The following is a 14456-nucleotide window of genomic DNA, read 5'->3' as shown; positions in this document are numbered from 1 at the left end:
CCCTCGTTTTGAAAAAGGACTATACTTTTAATTTGTCACCTTGATTTCATTGACATAATAGTATTTCAACAACATGAAATTATGTGCAGGATCAATGCACATAATTCAATTATATAGTATCCTAACAATAACTTCCTATAAAAAGCCTATTCAATCTAAAAATAGCAATTATCAATACATTCGTAAAGGACATAAGAGACTTTGAGAGAATAGCTTGAAATTGAACGGGAAGTACCGATACTAAAGATAGAGAATATGAAGCTATAAATACATATCCATTTTCCTATATAATGTAAAAAGAAAGGGTGGGCATTTTGAAGAAACCAATAAAAGTTGGTGTGTTGACAAGTTTATTACTAACACCGGCAGCACTTGCCAATGCTCAAGAAATACAGCCACAACAAAAAACGGAGCAAGTTGCTTATGTGAATGCAGTCGCGGTTGAAACAAAAGAACAACTGCAAACGATGTATAAAAATTTAACGGATAAATCCTCACTTGATGATATAACGATTGCAGAAAGTCGCTTTAATGGTTTAGGGGCAGCAGGATTTACTGCGGATGAAATTCAATTTATTAAAGCCAAAGTCGCTTACGTACGAGCACAGAAAACCTTGGTAACGGAAATTAAAGGCCTTGGCGAAAGTATTAATAAATTAACTTATACAAGTAGTTCTCTAATTAGAGATGCTAAAGCGACAGAAGACAAATATAAAGAATTTATGAATGAAACGAAAGCTGGCTCCTATGCAAATGTGCAAAAGACCTTTAAAGAAGCTGTGAATGCTGCACCACAAACTGCAGTTTCATCAATGCTAGGGCTTGCAGTTCAATATGGCTATGATGAAGCAGCACAAAAAAATTATTTTAAAACAAATGGTGCTGATTTAGATAAGCTGACTACAATGGTAAATGCTGTTGCTGCTGTACAGCCCACTATTGATCTATTAGATGGTTTAAAATTGGATTTATCAAATTCTGACTTTACAGCTATTAAACAAAAAGTGACTGCTATTACAACAGCCTATAACGCTTTATCAGCAGATCATAAAAAAATTGCTACAGCTTATATTCCTGAAGGGGATACAATTGCTCCTTATAAAACCTATACGGACACAAAGCAAAATATTGATGCTGCCCTAAAGGTGGAAGATAGTATAACGCAATTAATGAATAAGGATGCAGCAAGCTTTGATAAGGCAACTACTTTTATTAGCGCAGTTTCTGCCATTGAAACAGCCTACGGTAAATTAACTAAAGAAGCTCAAAATTATGTTGTTAACTATAATGCTTTTTTACCTTATAAAGCTGCGGCAGATGTTTCAAAGCAAATTAATACACTAGTTGTTTCTAATAGTGCAGATTATCGTACAACAGTTAATAATCTATTTGATTCCTACAACGGTTTAGATAAAAAAGCATTTGTCAAAAATGCTACAAATCTAACTGCTGCTCAGGAGGAAATCAAAGAAGCTGAAAATATTGAAGCTCTTATTCAAGGCATCGAAAATGCAGGTGCAGCAGAACAGTTTACAAAAATTAAGGGTGCACGAGAGGCATACAATACGCCACCTTCTACTGTAAATGCTGCAAATGTTAAAAAAATTGTCAATAACTTGGCAACATTAGTAGAATGGGAAAAGAAATATAGTGCTTCGACAGATGTAGATAAATTAATTGCTGCCATTGATCCAAGCCTCTCTACGTTTGAGAGCAAAACACTATTAGCACAGTCGGCTTTTGATAAACTTGGTACAGCAGAGCAGGCGATTGTACAAAATAAGGGTCAATTAGCTATCTATTTTCCATATGCTGATTTATTAAATAAAGTTAATGCACTAAAGACTACGTCACCGGATTATAGCCAGAAAGTTCGAGAATACCAAACGAAGGTAAATGCTTTAGATCCAACTGGTCATGCACAGGAAGCTGCATTAACTACTATTAAGACAAAGCTAAGTGAAAAATTAACTTTGCTATCTAATGAAGAAGATCTATTAGCAGCAGTTATAAGCAAAATAACGGCTTTAAATAGCTCGCAAAATCTGATTCAAGATATGCAGGAAGCACGAAAACAATATGATGCTCTTTCTGCAAATGCGAAAAAACGTGTCACAAATATTAAAATATTAACCGATTTAGAAAAATCACAAAAAGCTGTTTTAAATGTTATTACGCTTGTTGAAAAGTTAGATCCAGCTGCAAAGGATTATACGAAAAAAGCGAAAGCAGCCAATACAGCCTATTTAAAGCTAGATGCTACAAATAAGAACTATGTGAAAAACTATAAAACGTTAAAAGATCAAGTAGAGGCAATAGGCATCATTACGCGAATCATGGCCTTAAATACCTCACAAAAAACATACAATGAAACTGTTGATCTGATACTAAATGATTATGCAGCGCTTTCAGATGCCGCAAAACAACTAGTCACGAATTATCAAGATTTACAAACAGCAAAGGGCTATATAACAATTGCTAAAAGCTTTGATGATCGTGTCATCTCAATAGCCAACGAACCTGATACTACATTTGTAGCAAAAGTGGCAGCATTGACAGCTGAGTATAAAACTATGGATAAAAATGCAAAAAAATTAGTTACACAATATAAAACGTTAACTTCCTATGAGAAAAATAATGCCAGTGTCGTAAAAGTCATTAATCTCATTACAGCGTTAAATCCATCAAGTAAGGATTATTCTAAAAAGGTATTAGCAGCAAGAAAAGCTTACAATGCCTTAGACCCTGCCTCGCAAAAACGTGTCACAAATTATGGTCAGCTAGCAGCAGTAGAAGATGTAGCAACATTAATAGGCTTAATTGAAACATTAAAACCTACTAGTAAAACGTTTTTAAATGATTTAGAGACGGCACGTAAAAATTATGATGCCTTACCGCCAGAAAAACAAAGTGCTGTTCTAAATTACGAAAAACTTGTCACAGCTGAAACTGAGCTAAAATCTGCACATACAGTGATCGCCTTAATAGAAGCGGCTGTACCTGATGATGAGGAGTTTTTAACGAAGCTAATGAATGCTCGTGTTGCTTATGACAAGCTACCATCAGGGCAGAAAAAACTTGTATCGAATGTAAAATTATTAACAGATCGTGAGAAACAAGTAAAACCTATTTTAAATACCATGGTACAAATTGATGTTTTAGAACCTGGTTCAAGTAAATTTGTTAGTCAGGTAAATGCCGCAAGAAAGGCCTATGATAAGCTAACAAAAGAGCAAAAGGCATTCGTCAAGAATATTGCTATTTTACAGGGCTATGAGCCAACAGCTAAAGTAATTGAACTAATTGGTAAGTTGAAAGCATCCAGTAAAACATTCCATACAGATACAACACAGGCCCGTGCATTGTATGATGGGCTAAGTAAGGATATGCAGCAATATGTTACGAACTACCATCTATTACAGGCTGCTGAAACAAGTATTTTAGGAGCAGGTAATGTCCAGCGTATGATTGAGGAATTACCTTCAGTAGAAGCTAGCCAATATGTTAAACGTATTGAAGAAATAAGAGCCGCTTATAATGCGCTGCCGAAAGATCAGCAAATGGCAGTTGAAAACTATAAAACATTACAAGAGCAAGAAAAGTTGATAAAGCCTGTTATTAATGTTGTTAATGAGATTGAAAAGCTGATGACGTCTAAAAATATGGATAGCCAATATCAAAAGATTTTAAAAGCCTATGACAATCTAAATGCAACACAGCGAAGATATGTATACAATCAACAGCTCCTTCTTTCATTAGACAGTGTGATTAAAGTGTATCAAAGTATCGCAGATTTAAAGCCAAGTGATCCACTGTATTTTGGTAAGGTTGAATCTGTAAGAAAAGATTATGATAGCTTGAATACAATTGATAAGCAAAGAGTATCCAATTATAATATCCTGCTTGAGGCTGAGAAAAATTTGACTGATGTAAAGAAGGTTGTTGAAATTATAGCTGGTCTTCATCCATCCTCTGGCACCTATATAGAGGATGTGGCGAATGCTGTTGCGGCCTATAAAGTATTAGATTCAAAAGTGAGAGGGCAAGTTATCAACTACGATACTTTAAAGAAAGCCGAGAAAGATGTAGCGGCGGTATTAAAAGTAGTGAATGCGATTGGCGAAATAGATCCCGACAATAAACAATTTGAAAAGAAAGTACTGGCCGCACAAAAGCTCTACAGCTCGCTCAGTCTTGAACAACAGGATTTGGTGTATAACTTCCGTATTTTACAGGATCATTTAAGAACATTAGGGTTAGAGTGAGGAAAGAGGGCAAGTGTCCCTCTTTCTTTATCTCTTGATTCAGTTATTTTCCTATTCAGTGGGGGATTTAACACGAATTTTTGGGGAATTTTTTTGAGCAAGCCGAAAAAATCCAGACGAGATTATGCTGTTCCGTAATTAAATTAATGTGGCAGTTTAAGGAAATTTATAAATCCTCTCAAAGTATCTATTCAAGCAGGGAAGGAAGAATTTATTTTGTCAAAAAAGTTATTTCAAGCAAGCTGTTTGTCAGCAGCAATAATAGTTGCTCCTTGTGCTATGGCTATTCCAACGGAAGCAGCATCTATGCCATTTAATGATATTAAAAATGGTGGTAGTGAGGCAGAATTATATAAGGCAGTCCAAGAATTATATAGTAAGGGTATTGTATTTGGAACAACAAATACTATGTTTAGCCCCTATCAAAGTTTAACCCGAGGGGAAGCAGCTTATTTTTTAGCAAAAGCATTAAATTTGGAGACAAAGAAAGTAGAAAATCCCGGCTTTACTGATGTTCCAACCTCTCATCCATACTACGGTCCAATTGCAGCATTAGCTACCAAGGGCATTATTCAAAAAGGGGCAAATTATCATCCAGATCAATTTATTAAACGTAGTCAAATGGCGAAAATTTTAACACTTGGCTTTGACTTACAAAAATCTACAACATTATCAGCGCCTTTTTCAGATTTTACAAAAGATAATGAAACCAATCAGTATATTCAAACGTTATTAGATTATGGGATTACACAAGGAACTAGTTCGACTACATTTTCACCTTATACGGATGTTCGTCGGGGACAAATGGTACTATTCCTATACCGACTATTAGAAAAAAATGACAGCTCTTTTTATGTGATTGGTGTTGAATAAGATAAAGAATCACTCTTAGGCAATCCGCCCATAGAGTGTTTTTTTAAAGTTGGTTAGGAAAAAACAGGTAATAATAGTATGTTTGTATACGGTTGAAAGGGGTAAAATGATTAAGTACATAATGGGAACACTGTTTTACATACATGAATGAAGGAGGCGGTCGCTATGTTTAAAAAAATATCAAGTGTTGTTGGTATTTCTCTTACCTTCCTAGTAACATCATACGCTGTGCCTCTAACGATCACTTCTGAAGAAGCTGTTGCAGCTAGTATTGCCAAGGATGTTTCACAATCACATTGGGCTAGTAGCTCCATAGCACATATGCTTGACAAACATTATATGACAAATGATCAGAATGGCTATTTCAGACCGGAGCAGCCAATTACGAGGGCAGAGGCAGCTGCGGCAATAGCACGTTCCATGCAATTGAAATTCGAATCTTCATTTTCACCTGATTTTACAGATTTATCGGATAACCACCCTTATTACAAGGAAATTTGTGCCCTAGTTGAACGAGGGATTTTACAAAATGGTGATTGTTTCTATCCAGATACCCCTTTGAAACGAATGCACATTACTAAAATGTTAACGCTAGCCTATAAGATCGAAGTTGATTCCGAAAATATTAGTAAATTTAATGATGTTACTGAGGGTCACTGGGCGAAGGATTATATTGAATCACTTGCAGATGTGGGGGTCATTAAAGGCATTAATGGACAGCAATTTGGTCCGAATCAATTAGTAACGCGTGCCCAATTTGCCTCTTTAGTGGAACGTAGCCTCGATTTTTCATCTAAAGTAGCAAATTATGAAATAGCCTATGATTATTTATCTAAGTCCTATATGTCGACCAAAAATTATTCATCGTCTATGTCTAATGATGTAATCCAATTAATCAACAATGAGCGACAAAAGAAAAAACTACAACCTCTCAGCTTTGATGCAGCCTTAACACAGATAGCAGTTATAAAGGCACAAGATATGGTAAATCGCCATTATTTTGAGCATGAATCACCTTACTATGGAATGCCGTGGGATTTAGCAACCCTATTCGATTACTCTTATACAAGCTTAGGAGAAAACATAGGGAGAAATATTCCATCACCCGAAGCGGCTGTGAAAGCATGGATGGCTTCGCCAGCACATCGTGATAATATTTTACGAGAAAATTACACAAATACAGGGGTTGCTATTGCCATAGACAGCAAAGGAAATTACTATTGGGTGCAATTATTTTCTAGTCAATAATTCATAGGGAAGGGTTAGCCATGGTGAAAGATGTCGATGGGGGCGAGGGAAAAAACTGCAAATACTGTAATGGTAATAATTTCATGATTAAAATGCGTTTCTACTAGTCTTAATGATTCAATATAGCAATCTATTATGACAAAATGTCGCTAATATTACAGGAATGTTACAAAACTCCGATATACCCATTATTTAATACCCATATTTTAGCGTTGGTAAACCAGCAAACGTTGGTATATCAGCGTTTTTTTGTATTCAAAAACCGTTACACAATTGAAAAATTAAAATAGCATCTTTTATGATAGTCTATGTATAGGCAAAAAAGTTCTGAGAGGGGTATACCGAAGCTATGAAAAAGAAATGGTTATTACCGATTTTTGCATCTTTCATGTTATTTTCAACAACTCAAATAGATAACGCTGAAGCAGCATCTTTAACTGATGTTACTGATACAGCAACAAAATATTTAGGTACTCCTTATGCTTATGGAGGCACAACTACTAGCGGATTTGACTGCTCAGGTTTCACTTCCAAGGTCTTTTCAGATTTAGGGATTAAATTAAATCGTACATCAGGCTCTCAATATCAACAAGGGACTGCAGTAGCAAAAAATGATCTTCAAGTAGGAGATTTATTATTCTTCAACACTAGTGGTAGTGGTATCTCACATGTAGCGATATACATAGGTGACGGAAAAATGATCCACTCTCAAACTGATAAAGGTGTTAGTTATTCAAATGTTAACGATCCATATTATTGGAATTCTCGTTATGTTGGTGCGAAACGTGTAGCAACATTTGATAGTGAACAAGCAGAAGCTGTTAAAGAAGAAGTTAAGAATGCTGCTATCGATTTCACTGTATATGCTTCTCGTGCAGAAGTGGCAGAGCAAATCGCGAAAGCACTTAACTTGGATACATCCGATAAAAACACAAAATTTACAGATGTTAAGCCAACATATGCACATGCTGGTGCAATTGCTGCTGTATCGAAGTTAGGTATTTTTGATGGTGATAGTAACGGTAAATTTAATCCTTCTTCACCAATTACACGTGCACAAGTTGCGAAAGTTTTAGTACATGCTTTCGGCTTAGAGCAAAAAGGTGAATTAATTGCATTTACTGATGTACCTGCTAATCATTGGGCAAATGAATTTATTTCAATTTTAGCTTCTAATGGTATTACAGAAGGTAAAGGTAACGGTAACTTTGGTTATGATGAAATGTTAAAAATTTCTCATCTTCAAGCATTTATTGAGCGAGCAAAACAAGTACAGAAATAATTGAATTCCGTTTCACTTTGAACAGGGCTACGTTTAAAGTGACACATTGCAAGGAAGTTCTTTAAAATATTGTATAAGTTGAGGAGAGTTTGCACTTGCAGACTCTCTTCTTTTTATGAAGTAAGTCACAATGATGGAGGTGATGCCGAAAACAGGAGAAAATTACATTCGTATGATAGTTTTGTCAGTGAAACTTTGCTAAAATGAACACGAGAACAGGAAGGGAGGAAATAAGACATTGTACCTCAAAAAGATCAGTCTTATATTATGCGTCTTATTCATTTCAGCTTCTATGTTTACTATACATAGCGCACAAGCAAGTGGCGGTTTTGTAGATGTTTCGAAAGATCATGAAGCTTATGAAGAGATCAATTATTTAGTTAGTTTAGGAGTTATTAAAGGATATACGGAAAATGGCAAAACGTATTACAAACCTTATAACTCAGTAACACGTGGACAAGTTGCCAAAATGGCTGTTGTTGCTTCAGGTAATAAGCCATTAGTTGTCAGTAAATCAAACTTTTCAGATGTAACAGTTGGAACAGAGCTTTCTGGCTATGTAGAACGTGCTGTACAACTTGGTTTCTTTAGAACCAATACAAAGGGACAATTCTTACCAAACAAGCCTTTAACTCGTGATGAAATGAGTTATGTCCTAACGAAAGCGTTTAAGCTGGATACAAGTGAATATGAAAATATTGATTCTCCATTTGTGGATGTAGGGATTACACATGCCTACGTTCAATATGTGAATACAATTTACTATAATGGTATTACAAAAGGTGACGGTTCATATTATAAACCAAGTAATCAAGTGACACGTGCACAGTTTGCGTTATTTGTCGCACGCGCAAAAAGTGAAAAATATCGCTTAGAACCCCCTGTTAAAGGTGTAGCAGTTCCTGATACATCACAAGTTATCGGATTGATTGCTAGTACATCTGATGGTTTAAATATTCGTAAATCAAAGGATTCCTCATCTTCTACTAATATTGTAGGCACAGTGAATAAAGGAGGTAAACTATCCGTCTATGCAGTAGAGGGAGACTGGTTAAAGATTACCTATAAAGGCGCCTTTGCCTATGTTTATAAAACGTACGCACAATTTTTAGATGCTGATGGAAATGCACTAGGGAATGTCCAAAAACAGGTCACAACAACGCAAGGTATCAATCTCTATGTTAAGCCAACATCTTCCTCAAAAATCATTGCCTCAGTGAAGAGTGATGTGAAATTACCAGTTTATAAGACTACAGGTGGCTATTATTTAACTGTAGTAAACGGTTTACCAGGTTATATTGTTGCTAATAGCACAGTCGATGTTGAAGTTGAGCAGCCTACTACGCCAGATCCAGACCCAACTCCTCCAATAGTGACAGGTGATTTACTTGGTCGTGTGACAGTAGATAATTTAAACATCCGCAAAGAAGCGAATTCTACTTCTACAGTACTAGGCAAACTTACTAAAGGTGAGTATGTCCAAGTGAACAACATTAACGGTTATTGGGCACAGGTTACGTATGAAGGTCAAAAAGGGTATGTCCATAAATCATACTTAAAGCTTTTAAATCAAAATGGCAATGCATTAAAAAATCGAATTATCATTCTTGATCCAGGTCATGGTGGTAAGGACCCAGGAACTGTAGTAGGTTCTAACTCTGAGAAAGCTATTACATTAAAAGTCAGCACACTTGTGAAGCAAAAGCTTGAAGCGGCAGGTGCAAAAGTATTAATGACTCGTACAAGTGACACTTATCCATCTCTACAAGACCGAGTAGATTTTACAAATGAAAACTATGGTGAAATCTTTGTAAGTATCCATGTAAACTCAGCAACGAATACTTCTGCACAAGGCACTGAAACATATTATGCTATTACAACAGGTGATATGCATCAGGAAGATATTGATCTAGCATCATTTGTTAATAATCAAATTGTTAATAACTTAAAAATGAAAAATCGTGGTGTTAAAGAAGAACAATACTACGTTATTCGCAATACGATTATACCAGCTATTCTAGTTGAGCTAGGGTTCCTAACAAATAGTGAAGATCGCGGGAAAATGACAGATGATCAATATGTCGAGCTATTTGCTGACTCAATCTACAAAGGAATTTCCCAATATTACGCAAAACAATAACAATAAAAACTACATTGTTCAAAAGTAGAACAATGTAGTTTTTTCTTATATAATTAGAAATAAATTTTGTTAAAATTACGAAATTATGTAACAAAAGGTAGAGATATATCGTTCTAATAAAAGGAGGTTTAAAACTCTTTGTTTTTACTAAATCCATAGTTCGAAAAATGAACGAGGCAAAATAAAAAGGAGGGAATATGGATTGTATTTAAAAAAAATTAGTCTTATGTTATGTATTTTGTTAATATCAACCTTTTTTACCATACATAGTGTAAGTGCTAGCAGCAATTTTGAGGATATTTCTTCTAAGCATGAGGCTTATGAAGAAATCAATTATTTAATTAAATTAGGTGTTATCAAAGGGTATACAGAGAAAGGAAAAACCTATTATAAACCTAATAATAAGGTAACTCGTGGACAAGTTGCCAAAATGGTTGTAATTGCATCAGGCAATAAACCACTAACTGTAAAAAAATCGAGCTTTTCCGATGTAACTGTTGGTACGGAGCTTTCGGGTTATGTGGAACGTGCTATACAGCTAGGTTACTTCGCAACAAATACGAAGGATCAATTCTCACCAAATAAACCCCTAACTCGTGATGAAATGAGTTATGTATTATCAAAGGCATTTAAGCTTGATACAAGTCAATATGAAAAAATTGATTCTCCTTTTGTTGATGTAAAAACAACACACCCTTACAATCAATATATTAATACTATTTATTATAATGGTATTACGAAGGGAAGCGGTCAAAAATATAATCCGAATGACCAGGTATCGCGTGCACAGTTTGCGTTATTTGTAGCGCGTGCAAAAAATGATAAGTATCGTTTAGATTTGCCGATAAAAGAAGTAGTTGTTCCTGATAATTCAGCAATTATAGGGACTATTCAAGTTACAACTGACGGCTTAAATATTCGTAAGTCAAAAGATTCTTCAACTATAGATAATATTGTTGGGAAAGTGAATAAAGGTAGTAAATTAGCAGTCTATGCAATAGAAGGGGACTGGTTAAAAGTTTCATCTAATGGCGGCTATGCTTATGTTTATAAAGCTTATGCTCAGTTTTTAGATATGGATGGCAAAACATTAGGAAATGCTAAAAAACAGGTTACTACGACACAAAATATAAATCTTTACCTAGAACCAACATCTACTTCAAACGTTATTTCAACTATTAATAGTAAAGTGAAATTACCTGTTTATAACACTGTCAGCGGCTACTACTTAACTGTAGTAAACGGTTTACCAGGCTATATCGTAGCAGATAGTACAGAGGATGTAGTAGAAAAGCCTTCTATACCAGATTCAAAGCCAACTCCAGATCCAACACCAACACCAGATCCGACCCCACCATCAGTTTCAGGGGATTTATTAGGTCGAGTGACGGTGGATAATTTAAATATCCGAAAAGAGGCAAACTCTACTTCTACAATTGTAGATAAGGTGAAAAAAGGTGAATATGTTCAAGTAAATAGTGTGAATGGTTATTGGGCACAGGTAACCTACAAAGGTCAAAATGGGTATGTCCATAAATCCTATATAAAGCTATTAAATCAAAATGGTAATCCATTAAAAGATCGAATTATCATAATTGATCCAGGTCATGGCGGCAATGACCCTGGAACTGTAGTTGGTACTATTGCAGAAAAAAATGTTGTATTAAAGGTCAGCACTCTTGTTACGCAAAAGCTTGAGGCAGCAGGTGCCAATGTTCTAATGACTCGTACAGGGGATACATATCCTACAAGAGAAGGTCGAGTTGACTTTACGCATACTAATTATGGTGAGATCTTCGTAAGTATCCATGCTAATTACGCAGATAATACTGCTGCACAAGGTACTGAAACCTACTACGCTAAAACACCAGGTGATGTGTATGAGGAAGACATTGATCTTGCGACATTTGTAAACAATCAAATTGTTAAAAATGTAAATATGAAAGATCGTAGGGTCAGAGAAATGAAATATATTGTAATTGCTAATACGAATATTCCAGCTATTCTTGTCGAGTTAGGCTTCCTATCAAATAGTGAAGATCGCGCTAAATTGACAGATGATCAATATGTTGAGCTATTTGCTGAATCTATCTACAAGGGTATTGTGGAATATTACTCAAAACAATAATTATAGAGGGCTACATTGTTTACGAACGATGTAGCTCTTTTTGATTTTAGAGGTTTTGGGAATTCCGTCAAGAGAATTTTCCTATAATAAAACTTCTAGATACTATAAATGTAGTGATGTTAAAAAAGCAGATTATTTGATATGAACTTTGCATTATACGAGTTAATTTCATAATTTAATCCTTTAAGTATCAAGGATTCTAAAAAGGCACCTTCTCAAATTTTGTTGATACAGAAAGATTCCCACGATGGTCCTTGATTCTTAATTCTGTTTGGATTTCGGATATTGTTTCTTCTGAAGTGTTTTAACGTACGGCTGTATCCAATTATTTTAAGGATTTTACAACTCTATTACATAGAAATGCTATGCTAATGATGAGGTGATTCTGGTGGCAACCATTTTAATTGTTGAAGATGAAATTCCAATCAATGAGCTAATCAAAAGAAATCTTCAATCAGTTGGACATAGATGTATTTCTGCTTTTGATGGAATGGAGGCGATGGACAAGCTTGCACAGCAAGAAATAGATCTTGTATTGTTGGATATTATGCTTCCAGAGATTGATGGATTTGAAGTATTTCAACAGATTCAGGGAACGCCTACTATTTTTTTGACAGCTCGAAGTAGTTTGTCAGATAAGGTAAAGGGGCTGACTCTCGGAGCAGACGATTATCTTGTTAAGCCATTTGAGATGCTGGAGCTTTTGGCGCGAGTCGAAGCATTATTAAGACGCACGAACAAAGAAAAAAGAAATTTTGAATTAGATGGTGTGGAAATCGATTTTAAAAGCAGACAAGTATTCCTTCATAAAAATTTAGTTGAATGTACTCCGAGGGAATTCGATTTGCTGGAGGTATTGGTAAATAATCGTAATATTGCTTTATCACGAGATAAGTTGCTGGAGCTTGCTTGGGGCTATGATTATATGGGAGATACAAGAACAGTAGATGTTCATATTCAAAAGCTAAGAAAGAAACTAAAACTAGAATCTAGAATTAAAACTGTCTATAAAATGGGATACCGTTTGGAAGTGTAAAATATGAAAATAAAGACTTTTTTATTCACACTTATGCTATTTCTCTTATTTTTTTACAGTGGAATTATACTCATTTCAGCAATGACGCTTATAAGCAATCTGGAAAGTTCTAAAGATCGCAGTCTAAGAGAGCATTATTTTATCGCATCGTCGTATGCAAAGGATTTAAATGCATTAGAAAATAGAGGTCTTTCTATCGATAATGGAGTGGAATCTCTTTATCGCTCTTATTTTAATTTTTATAGTAAACAAAAAGTGATATTGACTATTTCAAAGGAGAACAAGCAACTTTATGCAGATTTAATAGAAGAGTCCTATGAACTACCTAAAATCCCTAAAAATATTAAAACAAGTGAAAGGCTTGTTTCGATTGAAAAGCTTGCAGATAAGGAGTACATCAGAGTGGTAGGCACTCTGCCAGCACCATATGATTCCTATACACTTACCTATTATTATAATGTATCTGATGTTATTTCTTCATGGAACAAAATGACAGTTTCGCTGTTTTTAATTGGGATGCTAATCTGTGGATTCCTAGCAGTTTCTTTATTATTTGTACTGAATCGTGTGTTTAAGCCATTGCAGCTCATTTCGTCTACTTCTAAAAGTATTGCAAACGGGCAATATGGAAAACGGATTGAGGTTAAAGGAGATGATGAACTCGCTGAAATGGCACAAAGTTTCAATCATATGGCTGAAGAAATACAAAGTCAGATGCAGCAACTTGCTATTGCAGCGGAACAGAAGCAACAGTTTGTTGATAATTTAGCTCACGAACTTAGAACACCCTTAACATCGATTTATGGCTATGCAGAATATATTCAGAAGATCGTTCGTACTGAAGAGGATAGAATTTTTGCAACAAATTATATAATGTCTGAATGCCGTAGACTGCAAAATATTGCTAATCGATTACTGGAGATGGCAACTCTTCGCACAAGCGAAAGTGAACGGAAAAAAGTTGAAATGAGCGAGCTCATTCATGATGTTGAGCAATCTTTATCTATGAAAGCAAAGAAAAAACAGATCGAGATATCCTATGAGTATCATTTTAATACACTGTTTTGTGACGCAGATCTCATGCATATTCTGCTAGTTAATTTAATCGATAATGCGCTTAAAGCTTGTAGTTCAGGTGGATTGATTACACTAAATGCCTATATAGAGAATGAACATAAGGTAATTGTTGTTCAAGATAATGGAAAAGGAATGTCCAAGGAACATCTTAATCATATAACAGAGGCATTTTACCGGGTAGATTCTTCTCGAAGTCGCTCTGCTGGAGGTGCAGGATTAGGTTTAACGCTTTGCAAGCAAATTGCGGTTAATCATGAAGCAGAGCTAAGCTTTTCATCGGAAATTGGTAAAGGGACAACAGCTAAAGTAATTTTTACAAGTTAATAATAAGTTCATGATAGTTTGATAACCTTCTGTCTATATACTCATAACTGTGATCACACCATACAAATGAGAAGGAGAATGAC

General features: G+C 35.2%; 8 protein-coding genes. All 8 read left to right on the top strand.

What is annotated here, in order from left to right:
• Positions 1-305 precede the first annotated feature (305 nt).
• The 8 genes from AC2CGN_RS19860 (at position 306) to AC2CGN_RS19825 (ending at position 14373) form a co-directional block, all read left to right on the top strand.
• Positions 306-4265, top strand: coding sequence for a cell wall-binding protein (locus tag AC2CGN_RS19860; protein ID WP_484515800.1), 3960 nt, complete (start codon positions 306-308; stop codon positions 4263-4265).
• Between the two features lie 216 nt (positions 4266-4481).
• Complete coding sequence (locus tag AC2CGN_RS19855) at positions 4482-5138, top strand: S-layer homology domain-containing protein (protein ID WP_429980319.1); 657 nt, start codon at positions 4482-4484, stop codon at positions 5136-5138.
• A 165-nt stretch (positions 5139-5303) separates the two neighbouring features.
• Entirely contained in the window at positions 5304-6386 is a 1083-nt protein-coding gene (locus AC2CGN_RS19850) for a CAP and S-layer homology domain-containing protein (RefSeq protein ID WP_484515798.1), read from the top strand.
• Between the two features lie 349 nt (positions 6387-6735).
• The gene (locus tag AC2CGN_RS19845) at positions 6736-7668 is read left to right on the top strand and encodes a C40 family peptidase (protein ID WP_429984319.1); all 933 of its coding nucleotides are present in this window, start codon (positions 6736-6738) and stop codon (positions 7666-7668) included.
• Positions 7669-7960: 292 nt separating this feature from the next.
• Entirely contained in the window at positions 7961-9808 is a 1848-nt protein-coding gene (locus AC2CGN_RS19840; RefSeq protein ID WP_429980322.1) for an N-acetylmuramoyl-L-alanine amidase, read from the top strand.
• A gap of 202 nt (positions 9809-10010) precedes the next feature.
• Positions 10011-11936: an N-acetylmuramoyl-L-alanine amidase gene (locus tag AC2CGN_RS19835; protein WP_484515795.1), complete on the top strand. Its 1926-nt coding sequence runs from the start codon at positions 10011-10013 to the stop codon at positions 11934-11936.
• A gap of 388 nt (positions 11937-12324) precedes the next feature.
• Positions 12325-12972, top strand: coding sequence for a response regulator transcription factor (locus tag AC2CGN_RS19830; protein WP_429980324.1), 648 nt, complete (start codon positions 12325-12327; stop codon positions 12970-12972).
• 3 nt (positions 12973-12975) lie between these two features.
• Complete coding sequence (locus tag AC2CGN_RS19825) at positions 12976-14373, top strand: sensor histidine kinase (protein ID WP_429984322.1); 1398 nt, start codon at positions 12976-12978, stop codon at positions 14371-14373.
• The last annotated feature ends 83 nt before the right edge of the window (positions 14374-14456 follow it).

The sequence above is a fragment of the Lysinibacillus sp. DFXJR4 genome (assembly GCF_057196045.1).
This window is presented reverse-complemented; position numbering and strand designations above follow the sequence as displayed.

What these genes read in the sequence shown, in the direction of transcription:
- AC2CGN_RS19850 (WP_484515798.1), top strand. Translation starts at nt 5,304, where the DNA reads ATGTTTAAAAAAATATCAAGTGTTGTTGGTATTTCTCTTACCTTCCTA.
- AC2CGN_RS19845 (WP_429984319.1), top strand. Translation starts at nt 6,736, where the DNA reads ATGAAAAAGAAATGGTTATTACCGATTTTTGCATCTTTCATGTTATTT.
- AC2CGN_RS19840 (WP_429980322.1), top strand. Translation starts at nt 7,961, where the DNA reads ATGTTTACTATACATAGCGCACAAGCAAGTGGCGGTTTTGTAGATGTT.
- AC2CGN_RS19825 (WP_429984322.1), top strand. Translation starts at nt 12,976, where the DNA reads ATGAAAATAAAGACTTTTTTATTCACACTTATGCTATTTCTCTTATTT.